The sequence below is a fragment of the Amycolatopsis deserti genome, from assembly GCF_014653945.1.
Lineage (GTDB): Bacteria > Actinomycetota > Actinomycetes > Mycobacteriales > Pseudonocardiaceae > Amycolatopsis_E > Amycolatopsis_E deserti.
This window is the reverse complement of the sequence record NZ_BNAU01000004.1, coordinates 20,052-44,364: the sequence shown is the minus strand read 5'-3', so window position 1 is coordinate 44,364 and position 24,313 is coordinate 20,052. Positions and strand designations below refer to the sequence as shown.

The 24,313-nt window shown below is 71.2% G+C and carries 20 protein-coding genes, 1 tRNA gene and 2 pseudogenes; 18 read left to right on the top strand and 5 right to left on the bottom strand.

Features of this window, described 5'->3' with window-relative positions; translation table 11 throughout:
- The first annotated feature begins 45 nt into the window (after nt 1–45).
- The 5 genes from IE290_RS18110 (at nt 46) to IE290_RS18090 (ending at nt 6,858) form a co-directional block, all read left to right on the top strand.
- Nucleotides 46–567 (top strand): DUF501 domain-containing protein, encoded by a 522-nt coding sequence (locus IE290_RS18110; protein WP_191245824.1) that lies wholly within the window; start codon nt 46–48, stop codon nt 565–567.
- An 858-nt stretch (nt 568–1,425) separates the two neighbouring features.
- A complete protein-coding gene (locus tag IE290_RS18105; RefSeq protein WP_229874578.1) occupies nt 1,426–2,511 on the top strand; it encodes a lytic transglycosylase domain-containing protein in 1,086 nt (361 codons plus the stop codon).
- 9 nt (nt 2,512–2,520) lie between these two features.
- On the top strand, nt 2,521–3,474 hold the full coding sequence (locus IE290_RS18100; RefSeq protein WP_191245822.1) for a Ppx/GppA phosphatase family protein: 954 nt from the start codon (nt 2,521–2,523) through the stop codon (nt 3,472–3,474).
- 75 nt (nt 3,475–3,549) lie between these two features.
- Nucleotides 3,550–5,070: a helicase HerA-like domain-containing protein gene (locus tag IE290_RS18095; protein ID WP_191245821.1), complete on the top strand. Its 1,521-nt coding sequence runs from the start codon at nt 3,550–3,552 to the stop codon at nt 5,068–5,070.
- Between the two features lie 66 nt (nt 5,071–5,136).
- Nucleotides 5,137–6,858, top strand: coding sequence for a S8 family serine peptidase (locus tag IE290_RS18090; RefSeq protein ID WP_444541893.1), 1,722 nt, complete (start codon nt 5,137–5,139; stop codon nt 6,856–6,858).
- 60 nt (nt 6,859–6,918) lie between these two features.
- Here IE290_RS18090 and IE290_RS18085 read toward each other — a convergent pair whose 3' ends face one another.
- The 3 genes from IE290_RS18085 to IE290_RS18075 form a co-directional block, all read right to left on the bottom strand.
- Nucleotides 6,919–7,128, bottom strand: a complete 210-nt coding sequence (locus IE290_RS18085; protein WP_191245819.1) for a hypothetical protein — start codon at nt 7,126–7,128, stop codon at nt 6,919–6,921.
- Nucleotides 7,129–7,200: 72 nt separating this feature from the next.
- Complete coding sequence (locus IE290_RS18080) at nt 7,201–7,464, bottom strand: PASTA domain-containing protein (RefSeq protein ID WP_229874577.1); 264 nt, start codon at nt 7,462–7,464, stop codon at nt 7,201–7,203.
- A gap of 304 nt (nt 7,465–7,768) precedes the next feature.
- Nucleotides 7,769–9,241 (bottom strand): S10 family peptidase, encoded by a 1,473-nt coding sequence (locus IE290_RS18075; protein ID WP_191245818.1) that lies wholly within the window; start codon nt 9,239–9,241, stop codon nt 7,769–7,771.
- Here IE290_RS18075 and IE290_RS18070 point away from each other — a divergent pair.
- The 5 genes from IE290_RS18070 (at nt 9,240) to IE290_RS18050 (ending at nt 13,135) form a co-directional block, all read left to right on the top strand.
- Nucleotides 9,240–9,980 carry a uracil-DNA glycosylase gene (locus IE290_RS18070; protein WP_191245817.1) on the top strand — a complete coding sequence of 247 codons (741 nt, stop codon included), beginning with the start codon at nt 9,240–9,242 and terminating at the stop codon, nt 9,978–9,980. The genes IE290_RS18075 and IE290_RS18070 overlap by 2 nt on opposite strands.
- A gap of 84 nt (nt 9,981–10,064) precedes the next feature.
- On the top strand, nt 10,065–11,390 hold the full coding sequence (locus tag IE290_RS18065; protein WP_191245816.1) for an NAD(P)/FAD-dependent oxidoreductase: 1,326 nt from the start codon (nt 10,065–10,067) through the stop codon (nt 11,388–11,390).
- A 69-nt stretch (nt 11,391–11,459) separates the two neighbouring features.
- Nucleotides 11,460–11,533 (top strand) — tRNA-Leu (locus IE290_RS18060).
- A 70-nt stretch (nt 11,534–11,603) separates the two neighbouring features.
- Complete coding sequence (locus IE290_RS18055) at nt 11,604–12,350, top strand: lysyl oxidase family protein (RefSeq protein WP_191245815.1); 747 nt, start codon at nt 11,604–11,606, stop codon at nt 12,348–12,350.
- 137 nt (nt 12,351–12,487) lie between these two features.
- Nucleotides 12,488–13,135, top strand: a complete 648-nt coding sequence (locus IE290_RS18050; RefSeq protein WP_191245814.1) for a hypothetical protein — start codon at nt 12,488–12,490, stop codon at nt 13,133–13,135.
- A 45-nt stretch (nt 13,136–13,180) separates the two neighbouring features.
- Here the strand turns inward: IE290_RS18050 and IE290_RS18045 are convergent.
- A pseudogene (locus tag IE290_RS18045) lies at nt 13,181–13,471 on the bottom strand (AMP-binding protein); the annotation flags it as partial.
- Between the two features lie 93 nt (nt 13,472–13,564).
- On the opposite strand from IE290_RS18045, the pseudogene IE290_RS38560 reads away from it, so the two are divergent.
- The 4 genes and pseudogenes from IE290_RS38560 (at nt 13,565) to IE290_RS18025 (ending at nt 16,951) form a co-directional block, all read left to right on the top strand.
- A pseudogene (locus IE290_RS38560) lies at nt 13,565–13,943 on the top strand (GlcG/HbpS family heme-binding protein).
- Nucleotides 13,940–14,836 carry a class I SAM-dependent methyltransferase gene (locus IE290_RS18035; protein ID WP_191245813.1) on the top strand — a complete coding sequence of 299 codons (897 nt, stop codon included), beginning with the start codon at nt 13,940–13,942 and terminating at the stop codon, nt 14,834–14,836. The pseudogene IE290_RS38560 and the gene IE290_RS18035 overlap by 4 nt, the downstream one beginning before the upstream one ends.
- 63 nt (nt 14,837–14,899) lie before the next feature.
- Nucleotides 14,900–15,514 (top strand): TetR/AcrR family transcriptional regulator, encoded by a 615-nt coding sequence (locus IE290_RS18030; protein WP_191245812.1) that lies wholly within the window; start codon nt 14,900–14,902, stop codon nt 15,512–15,514.
- An 81-nt stretch (nt 15,515–15,595) separates the two neighbouring features.
- The gene (locus IE290_RS18025) at nt 15,596–16,951 is read left to right on the top strand and encodes a flavin monoamine oxidase family protein (RefSeq protein ID WP_191245811.1); all 1,356 of its coding nucleotides are present in this window, start codon (nt 15,596–15,598) and stop codon (nt 16,949–16,951) included.
- 9 nt (nt 16,952–16,960) lie between these two features.
- Here the strand turns inward: IE290_RS18025 and IE290_RS18020 are convergent, their stop codons facing one another.
- Entirely contained in the window at nt 16,961–18,139 is a 1,179-nt protein-coding gene (locus IE290_RS18020) for a PucR family transcriptional regulator (RefSeq protein ID WP_191245810.1), read from the bottom strand.
- Nucleotides 18,140–18,316: 177 nt separating this feature from the next.
- Here IE290_RS18020 and IE290_RS18015 point away from each other — a divergent pair, with 177 nt between their 5' ends.
- Genes IE290_RS18015 through IE290_RS18000 form a run of 4 tightly spaced genes read left to right on the top strand, consistent with a single transcriptional unit; the run spans nt 18,317 to nt 24,267 of the window.
- Nucleotides 18,317–20,299: an MMPL family transporter gene (locus tag IE290_RS18015; protein WP_191245809.1), complete on the top strand. Its 1,983-nt coding sequence runs from the start codon at nt 18,317–18,319 to the stop codon at nt 20,297–20,299.
- Between the two features lie 32 nt (nt 20,300–20,331).
- Nucleotides 20,332–21,906 (top strand): CocE/NonD family hydrolase, encoded by a 1,575-nt coding sequence (locus tag IE290_RS18010; protein ID WP_191245808.1) that lies wholly within the window; start codon nt 20,332–20,334, stop codon nt 21,904–21,906.
- The gene (locus IE290_RS18005; protein WP_191245807.1) at nt 21,907–22,839 is read left to right on the top strand and encodes a R2-like ligand-binding oxidase; all 933 of its coding nucleotides are present in this window, start codon (nt 21,907–21,909) and stop codon (nt 22,837–22,839) included. It abuts the gene before it with no gap.
- A 6-nt stretch (nt 22,840–22,845) separates the two neighbouring features.
- Nucleotides 22,846–24,267 carry an MFS transporter gene (locus tag IE290_RS18000; RefSeq protein WP_191245806.1) on the top strand — a complete coding sequence of 474 codons (1,422 nt, stop codon included), beginning with the start codon at nt 22,846–22,848 and terminating at the stop codon, nt 24,265–24,267.
- Nucleotides 24,268–24,313 lie beyond the last annotated feature (46 nt).

Genomic DNA, 24,313 nt, shown 5'->3' with positions numbered 1-24,313 from the left:
GAGCACCGTCGGCGGTGAGCGGTCGGTGGCTGCGACAATGGGTTCGTGAGCAAGACGGACCTGCCCTCGTTCGAACCGGTCACCGAGGCCGACCGGATCATCATCTCCGAGCAGCTCGGACGGCCCGCGCGTGCGCTGCGGGCGGTCGCGGCGCGCTGCCCGAGCGGGCACCCGTCCGTCGTGCAGACCAACCCGCGGCTGGAGAACGGCACCCCGTTCCCGACGCTGTACTACTTGACGTGCCCTCGGCTGACGTCGCTGGTCGGGCGGCTCGAGGCGTCCGGGATCATGAAGGAGATGACCGACCGGCTCGCGGTGGACGAGGAGCTCGCCGCGGCCTACCGCCGGGCGCACGAGTCGTACCTCGCCCAGCGGGACGCGCTGGAGCCGCTGGGGCACGAGGTCACGGCGGGCGGCATGCCGGGGCGGGTCAAGTGCCTGCACGTGCACCTCGCGCACAGCCTAGCGATGGGCCCAGGAGTGAACCCCTTCGGCGACGAGACGCTGGAGCTGCTCAAGGAGGACTGGCCCAGCGGCGACTGCGCGGCCGACGCTGCGGAGGGGTAGCGCGCGGATGGACCGCTCGTGTCTGCACGAGGTGACCACTCGCGCCCGCACGAGGTGACCACTCGCGCCCGCGGGAGTGGTTCCGCGCGCGGATGGACCGCTCGCACTCGCATGACCTGACCGTTCGCGCCCGCGTGAACTGGCCGCTCGCGGATGGACCACTCGCACCGGCGCGAGTTGACCATTCGCATGCTCGCGGGTGGACCGCTCGCACCCGCGCGAGGTGACCGCTCGCGCCTGCGTGACCTGACCATTCGCACCTGCGCGAGTTGATCACTCGCGCCTGCGCGACCTGACCGCTCGCACCCGCGCGACCTGACCGCCCGCGCCTGCGTGAGCTGACCGTTCGCGCCCGCGTGAACTGGCCGCTCGCGGATGGACCACTCGCACCGGCGCGAGTTGACCACTTGCACGCTCGCGGGTGCACCGCTCGCACCCGCGCGACCCGGCCACTCGCACCCGCGTGACCTGACCATTCGCACCCGCGCGACCGGCCGGCTCGCACACCGCCGAACGGCCCAACCACCGCACCACTTGAAAGGACCGTTCAACGGCACACCACCGGCAGACCGAGGCTCCACGAGATTCCCACTCGCACCCGCACCAATGGTCCGTTCGTACCAACCAAAACCCGCACCCGGCCGATAAAAAACCCCACCTACTGCGGAACTTCCGGCTAACACTTCCGCCCCCTCTACGCGATGCACCTTTCGGTAACACGGACTTCACATCCCGCGGTTCAGCATCGGATGTGTCGTCTGCTCGGGGAGGGAAGAGAATGTGCGCCGGACTCGTGTGAGGGCCGCCCGCCGCAAGGCGCGAAGAATCGGCCTCGCCCACAAGACCACCCTCGCCGCGATGGGGGGCGTCCTCGCCGTCATCCCGGCCGGCCTGGCAAGCGGGGGCACCGAAACCTGGTCGACCACCACGCCGGTCGACCAGAGCCGCGCGGTCGGTCCGGTCCAGGGGTCACCGCCGGAGATCCTGCGCGTCAGCGTCAACGGCGAACTGCCCAAACCGCCGGAACCGGTGCCGCCCGAGGACCTCCCCACCGGCCCCCTCGGCATCCCCGGCACCGCCCTCAAGGCCTACCGCAACGCGGCCGACCTGATGACCCGAGAACGCCCGGAGTGCCACATCGACTGGGCCCTGATCGCGAGCATCGGCCGCATCGAGTCCAACCACGCGCGCGGCGGGTACGTCGACGCGAACGGCACCACCCGCGAGCCGATCCTCGGCCCGCAGCTCAACGGCGTCGGCCCGGTGGCCGCGATCCCGGACAGCGACGGCGGCCGCTGGGACCGCGACACGGTGTGGGACCGCGCGGTCGGCCCCACCCAGTTCATCCCGACCACCTGGAACTTCTACGCCGCCGACGGCAACCACGACGGCGTCGCCGACCCGAACAACATCTACGACGCCACCCTGGCCACCGCCCGCTACCTGTGCTCCGGAGGTCTGGACCTCGCCGACCCGGCCCAGCTGCGCGCCGCCATCTACCGCTACAACAACTCCGACGCCTACGTGGAAACCGTGATCCGCTGGGCCGAGGCCTACCGCAGCGGCGTCGCCCTGCTGCCGGACAGCGAGGTGCCGATCGGCGCGCCCTCCGCGACCGCCGTCCCCACCCCGCCCCCGGTGGCGCCGCCGCCGTCGATCCTCGCGGCCCCACCGGTCACCACGCTGCCCTCACCGGCCGGGCGCACCGACCTGAACACGACCACGACCACCGGCGGCACCACGACGACGACCACCACCACAACCACCACCACGACGACCACGACACCACCGGAAACCTCGCCGACCTGCGAGACCACCACGTCGCCGACCTCGACCACGACCACCACGACACCCCCGGCCTCGGAGACGCCGTCCCCGTGCGGGCCGCCGGAGACGGAGGCGGAGACCTCGACCACGGGATCGACGACCCGGCCCACCCCGTAGGGTGGGCGCATGCCCCGTGTTGCCGCGATCGACTGTGGAACGAACTCCATCCGTCTGCTGGTGGCCGAGCTGACCGAGCGTCACGACGGCACCTTCGACCTGCGTGACCTGCATCGGGAGATGCGGATCGTGCGGCTCGGGCAGGGTGTGGACGCGACCGGCCGGCTGGCCCCCGAGGCGCTGGAGCGCACCCGCGACGCGCTCAAGGACTACACCATCGCCGCGCGCCGCAAGGGCGTGGAGAAGGTGCGCATGGTCGCCACCTCCGCGACCCGCGACGCGAGCAACCGCGACGAGTTCTTCGCCATGACGCGCGAGGTGCTGGGCGTCGAGGCCGAGGTGATCTCCGGCGACGAGGAGGCCCGGCTCTCGTTCCTGGGCGCGGTCGGCGAGCAGGACCCCGACGACGGCCCGTTCCTGGTGGTCGACGTCGGCGGCGGCTCGACCGAGCTGGTGCTCGGCGACTGGGACGGCAAGCGCGCGTCGATCACCGCGGCCAAGTCGGTGGACATCGGCTGCGTGCGGATCACCGAGCGGGCGCTGAAGTCGGACCCGCCCACCTCCAACGAGATCGTCGCCGCGCGCGAGTTCGCGACCGGCGTGCTGGCCGAGGCGTTCGACGTGGTGGACGTGTCGAAGGCCCGGACGTGGATCGGCGTCGCGGGCACGGTGACCACGCTGTCGGCGGTGGCCCAGGGCCTGCCCGAGTACGACTCGGAGCGGACGCACCTGTCGCGGCTCACCCCGGTCGACATCACCCGCGTGTCCGGCCAGCTGCTGGAGGCCGACCACGAGGCGCGCGCCGCGAACCCGGTGATCCACCCCGGCCGGGTCGACGTCATCGGCGGCGGCGGGCTGATCGTGCAGATCCTCGCCGAGGAGATCGGCCGCCGCGGCGGACCGGCCGAACTGGTGGTCAGCGAGCACGACATCCTCGACGGGATCGCCCTCTCGCTCGCCTGAACCGCGGATTGGCCTGAGCTGCGAATTCGCCGGAACCGGCTTACGCTGGCCGCGCGCAGACGCGGGGAGGCCGGCATGACCAAGGCACAGGAGATCGCGGCGGGGTACGCGACCGACGGCAAGGCCCTCGAACTCGGCGCCGTCATGATCGACGGCACGCCCGATCCGGGCGCCGCGGTCCGGCTGCCGCTGGCGATGCTCAACCGCCACGGGCTGGTCGCCGGCGCCACCGGGTCCGGCAAGACCAAGACGCTCCAGCTGCTGGCCGAGCAGCTGTCCGCGGCGGGGGTGCCGGTGGTGCTCGCCGACGTCAAGGGCGACCTGTCCGGCCTCGCCGAACCCGGGGCCGGGGCGGCGGGCGACCGCGTCACGAAACGGTCGGAGCAGACCGGGGACGACTGGCGGCCCGAGGCGTTCCCGGTCCAGTTCCTGTCGCTCGGCACCGGCGGCAAGGGCGTGCCGATCCGCGCGACGATCACCAGCTTCGGCCCGATCCTGCTGTCCAAGGTGCTCGGTCTCAACGAGACGCAGGAGTCGACGCTCGGCCTGATCTTCCACTGGGCCGACCAGCGCGGACTGGCGCTACTGGACCTCAAGGACCTGCGGTCGGTGATCACGCACCTGACCAGCGACGAGGGCAAGGACGACCTCAAGGGCATCGGCGGGGTCGCCCCGGCCACCGCCGGGGTCATCCTGCGCGCGCTGTCCAACCTGGAGGCCCAGGGCGGCGCGGAGTTCTTCGGCGAGCCGGAGCTCGACGTGCGGGACCTGACCCGGCAGGTGGACGGGCGCGGCGTGCTCAACCTGCTCGAGCTGGACGAGTTGCAGTCCAAGCCGGCGTTGTTCTCCACGTTCCTGATGTGGCTGCTCGCGGAGCTGTTCGAGGAGTTCCCCGAGGAAGGCGACCTGGACGCGCCCAAACTGGTGTTCTTCTTCGACGAGGCGCACCTGCTCTTCGACGGCGCGTCCAGTGCGTTCCTGGACCGGATCGAGCAGACCGTGAAGCTGATCCGCTCCAAGGGCATCGGGGTGTTCTTCTGCACCCAGCTGCCCACCGACGTGCCGAACGCGGTGCTGTCCCAGCTCGGCGCGCGGATCCAGCACGCGCTGCGCGCCTTCACCCCGGACGACCAGAAGGCGCTGAGCCGGACCGTCAAGACCTATCCGGTCACCGACGCCTACGACCTGGAGAAGGCCCTGACCAGCCTGGGGATCGGCGAAGCGATCGTGACCGTGCTGTCCGAGCGCGGGGTGCCCACGCCGGTGGCCTGGACCTTGCTGCGCGCGCCGCGGTCGAAGATGGGCTCGATCGGGGCGGAGGCGGTGCGAGCCGCGGCCGGCGCCTCGCAGCTGTGGGCGAAGTACGGGGAGACGATCGACCGGGAGTCCGCCTACGAGCGCCTCGCGGCCCGGGTCGCACCGGCTGAGCCGGAGCGGGCACCCGAGCGGGCACCCGAGCGGGAACCGGAGAAGGCCGAACCCGGGTTCCTGCGGCAGGCGATGGACAACCCGGCCGTCCGCTCGTTCGTCCGCTCCGCGGCGAGTTCGCTCGGCCGGGAGATCACGCGCGGCCTGTTCGGGACCCGACGAAGGTAGGGTTTTCGTACCGGTTCGCCCGTTCGCGGAGGTAACTTCCTCTTCACCCGGATGAGGAGGAGTTCCTTGAGACGAACCAGGTTGCTCATCGCGGCGCTCGCGGTCCCGCTGATCGGCGGGGCCGTCGTTCTTCCCAGCGCGAGTGCCCAACCCGCCGCGCTGTCCGGGCCGGCCACGGAGTTCACCGTGCTGGCCGCCGGTGAACAGAGCGTCGCCGCCGCCGAGCAGGCCATCCGCGAGGCCGGCGGAACCGTGTTGCGCACCAACGAAGCGGTCGGCCTGATCACCGCGAGCGCCCCGGCGAACGGTTTCGTGCAGCGCGTGTCGGCCGACGAGGACGTCTACGGCGCGGCGAAGGCGATCGCGATCGGCCAGGCGCCCACGGGGAAGGTCGCACCGAAGCGGTCCGACGTGGAGAAGGAAGGCCGCCAGGCGCCGAAGAGCAGCGGCGCGACCACCGGCGCCACCGGCACCGATCCGCTGGACGACCAGCTGTGGGGCCTGAAGTCGGTGCGCTCGGACATGGCGCGCACCGTGCAGCCGGGCGACAAGCGCGTCAAGGTCGGCATCATCGACACCGGTGTCGACGGTTCGCACCCCGACATCGCCCCCAACTTCGACCGCGCCGCGTCCCGCAACTTCACCCGCGACATCCCGACCGACCCGACCGGCGCGGTCGTGGACGGGCCGTGCGAGTTCCGCGGCTGCGTCGACCCCGCCGACCACGACGACAACGGGCACGGCACGCACGTCGCCGGCACGATCGCCGCGGCCGCGGACGGGTTCGGCATCTCCGGCGTCGCCCCGAACGTGACGATCGTGAACCTGCGCGCTGGCCAGGACTACGGGCTCTTCTTCCTCCAGCCGGTCGTCGACGCGCTGACCTACGCCGGCGACGCGGGCATCGACGTGGTCAACATGAGCTTCTACGTGGACCCGTGGCTCTACAACTGCGCGTCGAACCCGGCCGACTCGGCCGAGCAGCAGATCGAGCAGCGCACGATCACCGAGGCCATGACGCGGGCGATGAACTACGCCTACCGCAAGGGCGTCACCGAGGTCGCGGCGCTGGGCAACCAGCACACCGACCTGGGCGCGCCGCAGCCGGACACGACGAGCCCGGACTACCCGGCGTCGTCGGCGCACCCGCGCACGATCGACAACGCGACCTGCCTGTCGTTGCCGGTCGAGGGTCCGCACACCATCGGGGTCTCCGCGTTCGGCCCGTCCGGCGCGAAGGCGGACTACTCGAACTACGGTCTGGAGCAGATCTCGGTGTCCGCGCCGGGCGGCTTCTTCCGCGACGGGTTCGGCACGGACTGGTACCGCACCAACGAGAACATGATCCTGTCCGCGTACCCGCGCAACGTCGGTGTCGCGGAGGGCATGATCGACGCGGACGGCAACGTGACGCCGGATGGTGTGGCCGCGGGCGTGCAGAAGGCGGTCACGAAGGACGGCCGGGTCGCGTACTACCAGTTCCTGCAGGGCACGTCGATGGCCACCCCGCACGCGACGGGCGTGGCGGCGCTGATCGTGTCCGAGTACGGCCGGGCGGGCCGCGGCGGGATCACGATGAGCCCCGACGCGGTGCAGCGGGTGATCGAGGGCACGGCGGCTGAGATGGCGTGCCCGGTGCCGCCGACGGTGGACTACCTGGACGAGGGCCGCGACGCCACGTACACGGCGACCTGCCAGGGGACGCCGTCGTTCAACGGCTTCTACGGCCACGGCGCGGTGGACGCGTACGCCGCGGTGACGCGAGGAGGCGCCTACCTGCGCGGCTGAGGTGCGGAGCTGCGCCGCTGAGTTGTGGAGGGGCCGCTCCCGCGGTGGGAGCGGCCTTTCTCATGCCGAGCGGCTCTGCGCGTACTGCCACCAGCCGATGCCGGCTCCGACAGCGAGACCCGCGATAGGAGCGGCGGCCGCGGAGATGCTCACCCAGCCGATGGCGACGGCCAGCACCGCTGCGAGCAGAGCGACCGTCACCAGGGTCGAGCCCACGCGGAGGCGGTGTCGCATCGAAGCGAGCACCGCTGGGTCCGGCTTCTCCGTCATGCCTGTCGGATTCCCCGTCCGGCGGTGGCTCACTGCTCCGAACGGAGCATTCTCAACGATTGTTGCCCCTGTTCAGCGGTCGGTGTACTTGATCGCGGTCAGGGTGATCACCGTGTCGGCGGTGACCTTCGTGCCCGCGGGTGGGTCCTGGCCGACCTGAACCCAGTTGCTGTCGACGACGAGCACCCGGCCCAGGCCCTTCCCGTCGACTTCGCGCAGGTTGTACAGGCCCGCGGCCTGCATCGTGTCTTGGGCCTGCTGGTGGTTCAGCCCGGACACGTCGGGCACGGTGATCAGCTCCGCCGAGGTGCGTGCCGCGGAACTCGGCGCGCTCACCGGAGCCACCGAACTGCTCGCGGTCTGCCTACCCGGCGTTGTCGGCGAGGTTCCGGTTCCGCACGCACCGACGGCCGCCAGGAGCACCACCGCTCCGGGCGCGGTCGCCCACCGCCACGTTCTCCTGCTGCGCTGCCGCATGTCCGCCTCTTCGGGTTGATCAACGTTCACCCACGGGATATCGGCGCGGCCAGAACGGTCGTTTCGAGAACGTTCACTGGCGTGAGTTGCGAAAGCTGATCGCGCGACGAGAACCGCCATAGCGGTGATCCGCCGGCCCCGCCCGGGCCGGCGGATCACCCGTCTAACGGTTGCTGCTCGACCGCACGAAGTCGGCCAAGTCCTTCGCCTGCTGGAGCCGCGACGGCTCGTGCACGTACATCATGTGCCCGGCCGGGTAGTAGGCCGACTCGATGTTGCCCCGCAGGTTCTCCGGGATCTGCAGGTGCGCCAGCACGTGTTCGGCCGCGTAGTAGGGCGTCGCGCCGTCGTAGTAGCCCAGTGCGACGTGCACCTTCAGGTGCGGGTTCGCCCGCATCGCCGCGCTGAGCGCCTCCACCGCCGACACCGCGCGCCCCTCGAACTCCGAGTACGACCAGTTCCGCACCACGTCCATCGACAGGACCTCGTACGGCAGGTCGTTCTCGTACCCCAGCTCGGACCGGACGTAGTGGTTGAAACCAGCCGAATACGCCCCGATGATCCGCGACACCGACGCGTCGTCGCTCATCAGCTCGCGTCCGCCGTCCGGCTCCCACGTCGTGAAGCGGCCGTCCATCCGGCCCGTGGTCAGCCCGCGCTCCCGCAGCAGCTCGGTGAAGAACCGCACGTGCTCGATCCGCAGGTTCACCCGGTCCACATAGGACTCATCGAGCCCGGTCAGCGACGCCAGCTTCCGCACCGCCGCGGCCTTCTCCTCCGGCGTCAGCCGCGCACCCCGCTGCAGCGCCCACGGCAGCTCGCGCGCGGCGAACTCCTCCGCCTCGGCCAGCACGTCCGCCAGCTTCCGCTTGCCGTGCTTGCCGTGGTAGTGCGCGATCGCCGCGTACGTCGGCACGAACAGCGGGTACGGCTGGTCGTTGCCCTCGGTGAAGCGGATCGTGCCCATGTCCAGCACGGAACTGATGAGCATCAGCCCGTTCAGGTAGAACCCGTGCCGCTCCTGCAGGTGCCCGGCCAGCGCCGCCGCGCGCAGTGTGCCGTACGACTCGCCGGCCAGGTACTTCGGCGACAGCCACCGGCCGTTGCGCGACGTCCACAGCCGGATGATCTCGGCGACCGCCTCCACGTCCGCGGTGAACCCGTGGAAGTCCTTGGCGCTCTCGCCCTTCTTCGGCCGCGAGTAACCGGTGGACACCGGGTCGATGAACACCAGGTCGCTGTGCACCAGCAGCGTCTCCGGGTTGTCGACCACCCGGTACGGCGGCGGCTCGGGCGAGTCGACGTCGCCGGAGACGACCCGGCGCGGCCCCAGCACGCCCATGTGCAGCCACACGCTCGCCGAGCCAGGGCCGCCGTTGAACGCGAACGTCACCGGCCGCGATCCCGGCTCCGCGCCGTCGAGCGTGTAGGAGGTGAGGAACACCTCGGCCTTGGCGGTGTAACCGTCGAACTTGCCGTCGGTGTGCACTTCCTTGCGCAGCACGATTCGTCCGGTCTGGGCGGTGTACGCGAGTTTGCGCCGCTTGACGGTGAGAGTGTGCTGCGTGGTGACGAGGTCGTCGCTCGGTTCGGGCGCGGCCTCGGTCTTCGTCTCCTCTTCGGGGGTTTCCGGCATGATCGCCAACCTAGCGGAGCACACTGACACCGTGACCCGACGAAAGCCCCGCACCCTGGCCGAACTGGACACCGCGGTCACCGGTTGCCGCCGCTGCCCGCGCCTGGTCGCCTGGCGCGAGGAGGTCGCCGCGACCAAACGGGCCGCCTTCGCCGACTGGACGTACTGGGGACGGCCGGTGCCCGGGTTCGGGCCGGCGGACGCGTCGCTGGCCATCGTCGGGCTCGCGCCGGCCGCCCACGGCGCCAACCGCACCGGCCGCATGTTCACCGGCGACCGCTCGGGCGACTTCCTCTACCAGGCGCTTCACGACCTCGGCCTGGCGTCCCAGCCGACGTCGACCCACATCGGCGACGGCCTGGAGCTCAAGGGCGTCCGGATCACCGCGCCGGTCAAGTGCGCGCCGCCGGCCAACAAGCCGCTGCCTTCCGAGCGGGACAACTGCCGTCCCTGGCTGGTGGGGGAGTTCGAGCTGTTACTTCCGACACTCCGCGCGGTCGTGGTGCTCGGCGCGTTCGGCTGGCAGGCCCTGCTGCCGGTGCTCGCGCAGACCTGGACGGTGCCGAAACCGGCGCCCAAGTTCGGCCACGGCGCTCACATCGTCCTGCCGGGAAGCCCGGATCTTCACCTTTTTGGGTCATTTCACGTCTCGCAGCAGAACACTTTCACCGGACGCCTCACCCCGGCCATGTTGCGCGACGTGCTGGGCCGTGCGGCCGCGGTGGCCGGGCTGCTCTGAATCGTTTCGCGCAGGTCCGCGACCCTGGTCACAGGTGGGGAGGGTCTACGAGCGCCCGGCTGGTGGGAGTGGGAAGATGTGCCCATGGCCGCAGCGAAGTCGGAACCGACTCGGATCCTCATTCTGGGTGGCGGTTACGTCGGGCTCTACACCGCGTTGGGACTCCAGAAGAAGCTCCGCGCCAACGAAGCCTCCGTGACGATCGTCGACCCTCAGCCGCACATGACCTATCAGCCGTTCCTGCCGGAAGCGGCGGCTGGGGCCATCGAACCGCGCCACGTCGTGGTGCCGCTGCGGCGCGTGCTCAAGCGTTGCCACGTGCTCACGGCGCGGGTCAACAAGATCGAGCACGAGCGCAAGACCGTCACGGTCGAGGCCGCCGACGGGCACATCGAGCAGCTGAACTACGACGTGCTCGTGGTCGCGCTCGGCGCCGTCCCGCGGCTGCTGCCGATCCCCGGCCTGGCCGAAGAGGGCATCGGCATCAAGACCATCGGTGAGGCCATCTACCTGCGCAACCACGTGCTGACCAAGCTCGACGAGGCGGCCAGCACGCTGGATCCGGAGCTGCGCAAGCGCTTGCTCACCTTCACCGTCGTCGGCGGCGGGTTCGCGGGCATCGAGGCGCTGGCCGAGCTCGAGGACATGACCCGGTTCGCGACGCGGTACTACGAGAACATCCAGCCGGAGGACATCCGCTGGGTGCTGGTCGAGGCCGCCGGCCGGATCCTGCCCGAGGTCCGCGAGACCCTCGGCGTGTGGACGGTCGAGCAGCTGGAGAAGCGCGGCATCGAGGTCTACTTGTCGACCGCGGCGAAGTCGTTCGAGAACGGCCGCGTGGTCCTCTCGGACGGCACCGAGTTCGACAGCGACACGATCATCTGGACCGCGGGCGTGAAGGCCAACCCGGTGCTGGCCAACTCGGACCTGCCGATCGACAAGCGCGGCCGCGTCGAGGCGACCGCCGCGCTGCAGGTCGTCGGCCACCCGGACGTCTGGACCGCCGGTGACAACGCCGCCGTGCCGGACCTGTCGCGCACCGAGTCCGACCCGACGGCCACCTGCCCGCCGAACGCGCAGCACGCGGTCCGGCAGGCGCGGCACCTGGCGAAGAACATCATCAAGGTGCTGCGCGGCGGTCAGCCGACGGACTACTTCCACAAGAACCTGGGTGCGGTGGCCGGGCTGGGCCTGCACAAGGGCGTGGCCGACGCGCTGAACCTCAAGATCAAGGGCTTCCCGGCCTGGCTGTTCCACCGGGGCTACCACCTCAAGGCGATGCCGACGTTCAACCGCAAGGTGCGCATCCTGCTGGACTGGATGCTGGGCGGCCTGTTCCGCCGCGAGGTCGTGTCGCTGGGGCAGATCAACAACCCGAAGGAAGAGTTCGCGCGGGCTTCGAAGTCCTGACCCGCGCGGCCGGCTGTGAAGTGCTGACCTGTGCTGGGGTCGCGGGCGCCGTTCGCCTAGGCTGACGGTGCCCCCGTAGCCCAACCGGCAGAGGCAGTCGACTTAAAATCGATTCAGTGCGGGTTCGAACCCCGTCGGGGGCACTCGGTTTCCCGAGGTGCCCAGCGCTGGGGTTGAGTCTCCGGCGACCACTGACTGTTGCCGGAGGTAACCGTGCTCCGCCGGATCGGGCCGCTCGCGATGGCGGCCGTTCTGCTCATCCTCGCCCCGGGGGTCGCCGGCGCGGCCGAAGAGCTGCGCCCGGACCTCGGCATGGCGCCGCTCACCGACGTGAAGGTCACGACGGGCCCGTCGGGGCAGCGGCAGCTCCGGTTCTCGGCGACGATCGTCAACGTGGGGCGGGGGCCGTTCGAGGTCGAGGCCGCGCGGGCGTCGGTGGACGCGCCGTTCCGGGTCGTGCAGCGGGTGCCGCGGGCGGACGGTTCGCGGGCGGACGTGGGGGTGCCGGCCGGGCTCGTGTACGGCGGTGACGGGCACGACCACTGGCACATCCGCGACCTCGAGACCTACCAGCTCGTGCGGCTGGACGGCGGCGTGGTCAGCGTGTCCGCGAAGGCCGGTTTCTGCTTCTACGACACCAATTCCTACCGGCGGTCCCTGCAGGGCGCCCCGCGGTCCAAAGTGTACCCGGCGAGCGGTTGCGGGAAGCGGGACTGGTTGTCGGTGTCGATGGGGTTGTCGGTCGGCTGGGCGGACCGGTACGCATGGACGCTGCCGGACCAGTTCGTGGACATCACCGGCCTCCCCGATGGCCACTACAGACTCCTCGCCACAGCCGACGCGCAGGGCCTGTTCGTGGAAAGCGACCGCACCAACAACGCCACGTGGGTGGACGTCGCGCTGACGAGCCGGAAGGGCCGGACGTCGGTGCAGGTCCTCGGCCGCGGACCCGCGGCCTGAGCGGTTCGCCGGCCAGGGCAGCTGGTCGTCGGTAGGGACCTCCGCCGCGCGACCCGGTCGTGATGGGCCGGCCGGTGGCCCGGCACCTCCGGTGCGTACCTGTGCGCCCGGCGGTGGCCGATGGTTACCCTTCCGGTGTGGACGGAAGCGGCGGCTGGCAACCGGTGGTGCGGGTCGGCGACCACGGGCTGGTCCTCGGCCTCGCTGGTGACGGGCGGTGGGTCCTCGGCCGCGCCGCGGAGGATTCCCGGCCGCTGGAACAGTACCCGAGGGAACTGCTCCCCGTCCTCGAACAGCGCTACTCCGACGTCGCACGGCTGACCGCCGGGGCGCCGACTCCGCCACCCTGGGACCGGCTCCTCAGGCTCGCGCTGGAGTGGGGTGGCCAGTTCTGGCCGGAACGCGCGCTGGATTGGCTGGATGATGGCTACCCGACCGCCGGGCTGATCGACCTCCTGGAACACCTCGCCAAGGCCGGGGCAACCCAGCGGATCCGGCATCGCGCACGGCGACTTGGCAAGGGTGTCCGCGCGAAGCCGCCGCCGCGGGATGACGCGATCATCCAGCTGCTCCGGCAGCGCGACGGCGTCCTGACGCACGTCGTGCTGCGGGACGGGAAGCGGCTGGACGTGTGGAACATCGCCTGGGGGTACGACCTCGGCGACGAGTACGCCCACGTCACGACCAACATCAGCCCGGACATCGACAGGCAGATCGACTTCTTCTGGACCGTGGACATCACCGCGATCGTGGATCCGGCGACCGGCGAATCCCTACGTCCCTGACAGCACCTCGCGCAGCTTGTCCAGCACCGCGGGGTCCTCGATCGTCGACGGGGCGGCTCTTGGCGGCCCTTCGGGATTCCCGGATCGCGGCAACCGGATGCACACCGCGCCCTCCGACCCGCGCGGCAACTCCGCACCGGACTCCGACAGGATCCGCACGTCGTATCCCGGCATCGGCACGCTCGGCGAACCCGGCTTCAGCGGCAGCGGCTCCAGGCCGCGCGGATTCGCCGCGATCGCTTAGCCCGTTTCCGTCTGCCACCAGTGGTCCACCACCGGCACGCTCAGCGACGCCGAAGCCCACTGGTACGTCTCGGGATCCAGCCGCTCCCCGGCCGCCGCAACCTCCACACAGGACACCGGCGAAGCAGTCGCCATCAACGAGTTCCAGTCGTGCTCCCGCGCGAAGGCGAGGAGATCGGGCAGCCGATGAACGTGGCCGTCGTCGACGACGGCGGGCACCTGATCGCGTTCGCCCGGCAGGACGGCGCGATCCTGGGCAGCATCGACATCGCGATCCGCAAGGCGCGGACGGCGGCGCTGCTGAAGATGACGACGGCCCAGCTGGGGGAGGCGGCCGCGCCCGGTGACCAACGGCGGCCTGGTCATCTTCGGCGGCGGGATCCCGCTGGTCCGGGGCCGGGAGGTGATCGGGGCCATCGGGGTAAGCGCCGGTTCGGTCGAGCAGGACACCGCGGGCGGGGAGGCGGGCGTGGCGGCCTTGCCGAAGCGGGGCGCCGCTGACAGAGTGCGGGCCATGACGGTCTGGCCGATCCGGCGCCCGCCGACCTCTGGGGGTGACCGGTGACCCGCGAGATCCGCTCGGCCGAGGACGTGCTGCGCCTGCTCGACGGGATGGTCGCGCCCGGCGTTTCCCCCGACCGAAGTGGGCCGTTCCTCGTGGACAAGCCGGACGAGAACCTGGTGTCCTGGGTCGAGCGCGGGCTGATCCAGCCGGGGCGGGCGCTGGACGTCGGGTGCGGGGCGGGGCGCAACGCGCGGTGGCTGGCCGCGCGGGGCTTCGACGTGGACGCGGTCGACATGTCGGCCGAGGCGATCTCATGGGCGCGGGAGCGCACGCCGGCGGGCGCTGCGGTGACGTTCCATCGCGGGAACGTGTTCGAGATGTCGTTGCGCGGCGGCTACGACCTGGTCTACGACTCCGGCTGCTTCCACCACCTGGCGCCGCACCGGCGGCTGAGCTACGTGGAGATGCTGCGGCGCGCGCTGGCCCCGGGCGGGCACTTCGGGCTGGTCACCTTCGGCGACGGCGGGTCCGCGTTGTCCGATTCCGAGGTGTACGCGCAAGGCAGCCTCGGCGGCGGCCTGGCCTATTCGGCGGAGGACCTGCGCGAAATCTTCGCCGGGTTCGACCTGGTGGAGCAGCGCGTCATGGCGGACCAGCCGGAGGACTCGGAGCTGTTCGGGAAGTCCATCCTGCGCACGGCGCTCTTCCGCTCCCGGGCGAGCCGGGCGCGGGAGGACCGCGCCACGGTGCTGCGCGGACTGCTGGCGGTCTACGAGCGGCGCCGCGAACTGGTGGACGCCCTGTGGGAGTCGACGGATCCGGCGTCGGCGCAGGCGGCGGTGGAGCGGGTGCTCGGCGTCAGCGAACTGCAGGCGCGCGCGGTGCTGGACCTGCAGTTGCGCCGTCTGACGCCGTGGCAGCGGGAGCTGATCCGCGAGCAGCTCGAGGAGTAGTCGCAGCGGGCGGCGAGGCGGTGTGGCACGATTTCGGTCGCCTGACCGAACCGAGGGGTTGCCGTGGCACATGTCGAGTCGTCCGTTCGTCGTGCGCAACTGATCGCCGCGGCCCGTAGCGCACTCGCGCGCGACGGTGTCGCGAAAACCTCGCTGCGCGCCGTCGCCGCGGAGGCGGGCGTGCCGCTGGGCACGATGCAGTACGTCTTCCGCACCAAGGAACAGCTGCTGCGTGCGGTGATCGAGGACGTGGTCCACGAGATCGCCCAGGTGCTCGAGGAATCCGCGCAGCTCGAGGACGGGCTGGCGCACGCGATCCGCGAGGGGGTCGCCGGCTTCTGGTCCCGGCTGGTCTCCGGCCACACCGGCCTTCAGCTCATGCAGTACGAACTGACCACCTACGCCCTGCGGGCGGCCGGCCAGGAGAGCCTGGCCCGCTGGCAGTACGAGCGCTACGGCGGCGTCGTCGCCGAGTGGTGCCGGCAGGCGGCCGGCCGGGCCGGGGAGACCTGCGCGGTGCCGTTCGACCAGCTCGCCCGGGTCATCGTGGCCGGGATCGACGGGCTGATCCTGCAGCACGTCTGCGACCCCGACGACGCCCGCTCGCGCGGTGACCTCGACGTGATGATCGAGACGTGGGTGTCGCTGGCCGGCGTGCGGCGCGAAAAATCCAGCTGACCCCTTGTCGGTGGCTCGTCGCCGCCCTACTCTCCATGAAACCAGTCATACGACTGACTCGACCTCGAGAGGGTGAGCTGGATGCCGGACGTCGACGTCATCGTGGTGGGCGGGGGCCTGGCCGGCCTCAGCGCCGCGCGCAAGCTGGCTGCCGCCGGCCGGACCGCGACCGTGCTGGAGGCGCGCGACCGCGTGGGCGGCCGCACCGAGGGCGGGGAGATCGAGGGCGCGCCGATCGAGCTGGGCGGCACCTGGCTCGGCGAGGGCCACGACGAGATGTACGCCCTCGTCGACGAGCTCGGCCTCGAGACGTTCCCGACGTGGAACGACGAGGGCGAACTGCTGCTCCAGCTGGGCGGCAAGCGGTCCCGCCTGGCCAGCCACAAGGGCGCGACCCCCAAGTTGCACCCGTTCGCGCTCGCCGACCTCGCCCAGGGACTGCTCCGGTGGCAGCGGCTCGCCCGCAGCATCGACCTCGAGAAGCCCTGGACGCACAAGAAGGCAGCCGTCCTCGACGGCCAGACCTACGAGTCGTGGGTCCGGCGCAACCTGCGGACCGCGAGTGGCCGGGCCTACTTCCGGGTGGTGGCCGAGGCGCTGTTCGCCGCCGACGCGCAGGACATTTCGCTGCTCCACGCGCTGTTCTACACGAAGAGCAACGCCGACCTGGAGACGCTCATCTCCGTCGACCAGGGCGCGCAGCGCGACCGCGTGGTCGGAGGCTCGGTGCTCGTCTCCGAGCGGCTCGCGGAGAAGGTCGACGTGCGTCTGGGCTGCCCGGTCGCCACCATCGCCCAGGACGACCAGGGCGTCACGGTCACCACGCGCTCCGGCGAGACGCTGTCCGCCCAGCGCGTGATCGTCGCCGTCCCCCCGACGCTCGCCGGGCGCCTGCACTACGACCCGGTGCTCCCGGCCTGGCGCGACCAACTGACCCAGAAGCTCCCCGCCGGCACCGTGGTCAAGGTCTTCGCTTCGTACCCGACGCCGTTCTGGCGCGATCGGGGGCTCAACGGCCAGGCGATCTCCGACGAGGGGCCGGTGAAGGTGACCTTCGACGTGTCACCGCCCGAGGCCGAGGTCGGCGTGTTGCTCGGTTTCGTCGAAGGCGGCGAGGCGCGTCGCTGGCAGCGGCTCCCGGACGGCGAGCGTCGCCGTTCCGTGCTCGCCTGTTTCGAGAGGTACCTGGGTCCCGAGGCCGCCGCCCCGACCTCCTACGTCGAGAAGGACTGGAGCGCCGAGGAGTTCACCCGCGGCTGCTACGGCGCCCACTTCGCGCCCGGCGTGTGGACCAGCTACGGAGATGTCCTGCGCGAGCCGGTCGGCCGGATCCACTGGGCCGGTGCGGAGTACGCCGTCGAGTGGAACGGCTACATGGAAGGCGCGGTCCGGTCCGGGCGCCGCACCGCCGACGAGGTGCTCGCGGAGCTCTCCTGACCGCACCACCTACTCCGGCCGCGTCCCCAGCAGGTGGTGCGCCTCCAGCGTGATCTGCATCTTCAGCCGCTCCTCCGGGTCGCCCAGGCGGTCCCCGAACAGCTCCCCGAGCTGGGCCACCCGGTACCGCACCGTCTGCGGGTGGATGTCCAGCAGCCGAGCGATGTCGAGTGTGTTTCCGTTGCACTTGACCCACGCCAGCAGCGTCTCGGCCAGCCGGAGCTGCTGCTTCGGCGTCAGCGGGCCGAACGGCGCCAGTACCCGCGCCGACAGCTCGTCCAGCAGGAACCGGTCCTGCAGCAACCACAACGCCGTCAGGTGGTCCGCGCTGTGCACCACCGGCGCGGCCGGGATGACACCCGCTCCCACCAGCTCCAGCGTCCGCCGCGCCCAGTGCAGCGACGTCGCGGCGTCCGACACCCGCACCCGCGGGCCCACCGCCGCTCGCCAATGCGGCATCTCCGCCAGGTCGCGCGCCGGGTCGGGCGTGAGAAGGCACGGTGAGGCGCCTTCCAGGTCCACCAACACGTCCGCGCCGAGGACGGGCGGGAACTGCTCCTCCGCCAACGGTTCCAGCGCCACCACCGTGACCCACTCGGGCACCTCCCACTGCGCCGCCTTCGCCATCGACGCCACGGCCGCCGGTGACGACGGCGGCGTGGCGAGGATCAGCTCCAGCAACCGGCGCCGCCGACGTTCCAGCGTGCCCGTCGCCCGCGCCTGGGCCAGCGTGTAACCCTCCACCGAGTACGACGAAATCTCGTCCACGTAGGCGAAGATCGCCTCCGCGCTCACGCACAGCATCGGCACCGGCAAGCGCATCGACTGGCCGAAGCTCGACACGTACCGCCACGCCGCCTGACCACCAGCGCGGTAGGCGGCCTGCAACGAGTTCAGGCTCCCGCCGTCGTGGTAGACGCGCCTGCCGACCTCGTGGAACATCCGGCCCCAGTGGTCCGATGTGGACCGCGTGTCCTCGATGCTGTCCAGGCAGCTCAGCACGGCCTGCTCGATCGCACGCACGATCACCTCGCCGAACTGCCCCTCCAGCGGTTTGGCGTACTCGGGCACCGCGTGCTGGATCTCGTCGAGGATCTTCGTCGCCAGCCGGTCCGCGTGCGGGCGGAACCGCCGGGCGAGCTCGGCGGGCAGCGAGAACCACAGTCTGCGTGCCTGACTGGTCGCCATGTCCGGAATCAACGCACATCCTCCCGGACCGCGCAACGCTCGCTAGTCGAGACTGTCACGGCCGGACGCACCCGTCGCGGAAAATGTGTCACCGCCAAGCGAAAAACCTCGTCACCCCTGTTCCCGGCGCGGAACCCGTTGCTAGCTTGGCGCTCCGGCCAGGTTGGGAGGAGGTGGATGGCAGGACTCGCGTCGCGGTGCTTCCGGCACGCGCCCTGGGTGATCGCCGGGTGGCTGCTCGCACTCGCCGGTCTCGTGCTCGCCGCGCAGCACACCGGCGCCGCGTACCGGGACACCGTCGCGTTGCCGGCCGCGGACAGCACGCGCGCCGCCGAGCTGCTGCCCAAGGGCGACACCGAACGCGTGGTCATCGCCACGACGGGCACGATCGACACCGCCCGGGACCAGATCGAGCCGCTGCTCCGAAGACTGTCCCGTGTGGACCGCGTCACGCAGGTGGTTTCGCCCTACGCCGCACCGGAACTGGTGTCGGCCGACCGGCGCACCGCGGTGATCCTCGTCAACTTCGACGCCCCCGCCGAGCAACTCGGCCCCGAGCCGGCCCAGGAACTCCTCGAAGCCGCGCAATCCGACAACCTGACCGTCGGCGTCTCGGGACAGCTCGCCGCGATGACCGTCGGCGCGCCCAACCTCGGCAACGCCGGCATCGGCCTGCTCGCGGCCGCGATCGTCCTGCTGATCACGTTCGGCTCGCTCACCTGCGTGGTGCTGCCCGTGGTGACCGCCGCGGTGTCGGTCGGCTCGGCGCTGGCCGTGGTCGTGTTGCTGTCGCACGTGCTGACCGTGCCGAAGATCAGCACGGAGATCGCCGCGCTGCTCGGGCTCGGTGTCGGCGTGGACTACGCGCTGTTCGTGCTCACCCGGTACCGGCAGGGCCTGCGCGAAAGTATGCCACCGGCCGAAGCGCTGCAACGCGCGGCGGAAACGTCCGGCCGCAGCGTGGTCTTCGCCGGTGTCACCGTTTGCGTCTCGCTGGCCGGCATGTTCACCGTCGGCTTGGCGTTCCTCGACGGCATCGCCATCACCTCGGCCGCGGCGGTCGCCCTCACCATGCTCGCGGCGCTCACACTGCTCCCGGCGCTGCTCCGGCTCACCGGCATGCGCAAGCTGCCCAGACATTCCGCACCGGGCCCCGGCTGGGCCGGGCTGGCCCGCTCGGTCACCCGGCGTCCCGCGCCCTACGCGATCGCCGCTGTGCTGGTCATCGCCGTGCTGGCGGCGCCCGCGCTGGTGCTGCGGCTGGGGGTGCCCGGCGCCGGACACGACCCGCCGGGCAGTCCGACGAAGATCGCCGACACGCTGCTCGCCGAGGGTTTCGGCCCGGGCGCCAACGCCCAGCTCGTCCTCGTCACCGATCGAGCCGACGCAGCGGCGACCCAAGCCCTGCGTGAGATCGTCGCCACCAGGGCTGGGGTCAGCCCGCCGCAGGGACCGGTCCTCACCGTGACGCCCCGCACCGGCCCGGACGATCCGGCCACGGCCGAGCTGGTGACCTGGCTGCGCGAGGTCACCGGCCCGGGGTGGCACGTCGGCGGCGCGGTCGCCGTGCAGACCGACTTCTCGGCGGCGGTGACCAGCCGGTTACCGCTCTTCCTCGCCGCCGTCGTGGCGATTTCGGTGCTGTTGCTGGCTCTGGTGTTCCGCAGCGTGCTGATCCCGCTGACCGCGGCGGTGATGAACCTGCTCACCGCGGGCGCGACGCTGGGCGTAGTGGTGGCGGTGTTCGGCGGCCCGATCGAGCCGTACCTGCCGGTGTTCCTGTTCGCCGGCCTGTTCGGACTGTCGATGGACTACGAGGTCTTCCTGATCTCGCGTATCCAGGAAGACTGGCGCCGCACCGGTCACACGCGTACCGCGATCGTCGAGGGACTCGTCTCGACCGGACGGACGATCACCGCGGCCGCGCTGATCATGGCACTGGTGTTCGCGGCGTTCGCGTTCGTGGACAGTCGCGTGGTTCGCGAGGCCGGCGTCGGGCTGACGGTCGCCGTGCTGGTGGACGCGGTCGTGATCCGCTGCCTGCTCGTGCCCGCCGTCATGGTCCGGCTGGGCGCGGCGAACTGGTGGCCCTCGCGCCGGCGTGAGCATCCCGCCGCGCCAGTTCCTACCGCACGTGACAAAGCCGGGCGGATCCGTTGAGCGGCAAGCATTTGATCGTTAGCGTCGGCCGCATGAAACACCGCGTGACCGCTGTCGTTCTCGCGTTGCTCGGGGCGGTCCTCCCCGGAATACCCGCCGCGGCCGAGGGATTCGACACGGAGTTCCTCGACATCCACACCGCCGACGGAGTCGCGCTGGGATCGATGGTGATGAAGCCCGCCTCGCCGGGACCACACCCGCTGGCCGTCCTCATCGGAGCGTGGGGTGGCGGCCGGACGCAGAACATCATCCCGGCCCGCGACCTCGCGAACCGTGGTTACGTCGTGGTTTCCTACGGTGCCCGGGGTTTCGGCGAATCGACCGGCGAGGTTGAGGTCGCCGGGCCGGACGACATCACCGACGTCACGACCGTGATCGACTGGGCCCTGCGCAACACCGAAGCCGACCCGTCCCGCATCGGCGTAGGCGGGGTGTCCTACGGCGCCGGGATCGCGTTGATCGCCTCCGGGTTCGACTCGCGGATCCGCGCGGTGGCCTCGCTCAGCGGCTGGGCGGACCTGGTCGCCTCGCTGAGCACGAACGACACCCGGCACGGGCTGGCCGGACTGGTGCTCTACCTGTCCGGCAAGGCGAACGGCACCCTCAGCGCGGAAACCGACGCGATGCTGCGGACCTACCTGCAACCGCGGATCTCCGATGCCGACTCCGACGCGGTGATCGCGTGGGCCCGGCCCCGCTCACCGGTCACCTACCTCGATCGCATCAACGCGAACCGGCCCGCGGTGCTGGCCATCCAGACCTGGAGCGAGACCATGTTCCCGCCCGGCCAGATGGCCGCCTTCTACCAGCGCCTGACCGGGCCGAAGCGCGCGGAGTTCCTGCCCGGCGACCACGCCGCCGCCGAATCCGGCGGCCTGCTCGGGCTCCCCAGCGACACCTGGACCTCGGTCTACCGCTGGTTCGACGCCCACGTGGCCGGCACCGACACCTCGATCGCGGGCGAACCACCGGTCGTCACCCGTGCCCGCCCCGGCATGCAGCAACCGGCTTACCAGTCCACTTGGGACGAGGTGCTGGGCGAGCCACGTCGGACCTACCTGGGCGCGGACACCCTGCAGGACCAGCCGGCCGTGTGGACCCGCGGCGTAGCGGCCAACCGGGACACGGTCGCCGACGGCGGGCTGCCGCTGGCGACCTACAGCCTCGAGGCGATGACCGGCAACCCGCCGAACATCTTCCTGCCCCAAGTGGACCCCGGCAGCGGCGCGGTGTGGAGCCAGACGTCCAGCGGCCAACCAGTCGAAATCCGCGGCTCGATGCACGCGCACCTCACGGTGGTCCCGCCCGCGGCCACCGGCACCGCGGTCGCCTACGTCTACGACGTCGACCGCTTCGGCCTGGGCAGCCTGATCAGCTACCTGCCCTACAGCTGGAAGACCGCGACGCCCGGGCAACCGCTGCCGGCCGACTTCGTGTTCACCCCCACCGCCTACACCGTCGCCGCGGGACACCACCTCGCGCTCGTCATCGACTCCAAGGACCCGCTGTTCCTGGACTGGAACTCCGGCGGCGGCCGGCTCGGGTTCGCCTCCACCGCCGCCGATCCGGCCTGGCTCGACGTCCCCGTGCACCCCGGGAGGGCTTGAGTGACCACCACCATCCGCGAGGAGTTCACCGCGTTGCGGGCGGGCGGCCTGAACTGGGACGTCCTGCCGCTGCGCCTGTTCGCCAAGGGCAACGCGAAGTTCTGGAACCCCGCCGACATCGACTTCGGCCAGGACGCGCGGGACTGGGCGGCGCTGTCGGACACGCAGCGGTTCGCCGCGACCATGCTGTGCGCGCAGTTCGCCGGTGGCGAGGAGGCGGTCACGCACGACATCCAGCCGTTCCTGTCCGCGATGGCCGCCGAGGGCCGGTTCGCCGACGAGATGTACCTGACCCAGTTCTGCTTCGAGGAGGCCAAGCACACGCAGGGCTTCCGGCTGTGGCTGGACGCCGTCGGGGTCACCGGCAACCTGCACGAGCACGTCGAGGACAACCCCGGCTACCGCGCCATCTTCTACGACGCGTTGCCCACCGCGCTGGAGCGGCTCAAACACGAGCCCAGCCCGGCCAACCAGGTCCGCGCCTCGGTGGTCTACAACCACGTCGTCGAGGGCGTGCTCGCGCTGACCGGCTACTTCGTGTGGAACCGGGCCTGCCGGGCGCACGGGATCCTGCCCGGGATGCAGGAGCTGATCCGCCGCATCGGCGACGACGAACGCCGCCACATGGCGTGGGGCACCTTCACCTGCCGCCGCCACGTCGCCGCCGACGACGCGAACTGGCAGGTGGTGCAGGACGAGATGCAGGCGTTGCTGCCGCACGCCATCGCGCAGATCGAGTGGACCACGAAGAAGCTCGACGGCGACCCGTTCGACCTGCGGCTGGACGGGGTGATGGAATACGCCGCCGACCACGCGATGCGCCGGCTCAAGGCCATCGAGTCGGCGCGCGGCACGCCGGTGGACCGGATCGACCTCGACTACAGCCCGGAGCAGCTGGAAGAGGACTTCCACGACGAAGACGCGGTGCGGTGAGCGGCGGTGAACCCGGGCCGCACGCTGCTGGTCGTCGCGCTCGGCGCGTTCGTGACGACCCTGGACAACACCATCGTCGCCGCCGGGGTGCCCTCGATCGGGCACGACCTCTCGCTGGACCTCGCGACGCTGCAGTGGGTCAGCATCGGCTACATGCTCCCGTTCGCGGGCCTGCTGCTGGTCGCCGGGACGCTGGTGGACCGGTGGGGGCAGCGGGGGACGCTGGGCGGCGGGCTCGTCGCGTTCGGGCTGGGCGCGGCCGCCGGCGGCTTCGCGACCACCGGTGCGCTGCTGATCGCCGCGCGCGTGGTGCAGGGCGTGGCCGCCGCGTTCCTGGTGCCCGCGCTGCTCAGCCTGCTGCGCACCAACCTGGACAGCAGGCAGCGGGCCATCGGCGCGACCCTGTGGACGGCGTGCCTGGCGGTCGCGCTCGCGCTCGGCCCGACGCTGGGCGGACTGCTGTCCGAGTACGTGGGGTGGAGCTGGATCTTCTTCAGCAACCTGCCGTTCGTGCTGGTCATGCTCGTGCTGCTGCCCGCGACCGCGGGTACCGGCCGGGTGCGCGACGCCCGGCGCCCGGCGCTCGCGGCGATGGTGCTGGTGACGGCCGGGCTCGTGCTGGTCGCGGCCGCGCTGGTCGGGCTGGGCGACGACGCCCGGCTGTCCGAGGCGGCGCCGCTGCTCGGCGGGCTGGCTCTGATCGCGTGGTTCGCCATTCGCGAACGCCGGGCGCGGGACCCGCTCGTACCGCGCGATCTGGTGCGGGAGCGGGTGTTCACCGGCGCGCTGGCCGTGCAACTGTTGTGGGGGCTCGGGGTGTCCGGGATCTTCTTCTTCACGCCGTTGCTGCACCAGGACTCGCTCGGCCTGAGCCCGGTGGGGGCGGGGTTGCCGTTGGTGCTGGTCGCGGTCGCGATCATGGCGGTGACCCCGGCGGTCCCGTGGGTCATGGCCCGCCTCGGTCCACATCGGACCGTGTGCGCCGGGCTGCTGGTGGTGGCTCTGGGACTGCTCGCGGTGGCCGCGATCAACCACATCCCCGAGGTGCCGCCGCGCATCCCCGGGCTGCTCCTGATCGGCGCGGGCTCGGCGTTGACCACACCGTTGACCTCGTATTCGCTGGAAATCACCGAAGAACGGCACGCGGGCACGGCATCGGGCCTGCTGACCGCGTCCCGGGAACTGTCCAGCGCGATGGGAGTCGCGTTGATCGGCGCGGTGCTGACCGCCGTGCGTGCCGCTCGGCTCGACGAAGGCGCCCTGGGCGGGCCCGCCCTCGCCACGGGTTACACGGCCGGGCTGCTCGTCGCGGCCGCCCTGGAAATCGCCGGCGCGGTGCTCGCCCTGTGGGTGTTCCGCGCTCCCGCCCGGAAAGTTCTTCCCGCCGTGACAACGAAGTCCGCCGGATCCTCGTCCCGCGGTGAGTAAACCGATACCGGCCGATTGACACGTTGAACAGCCCGAAAATAACCTC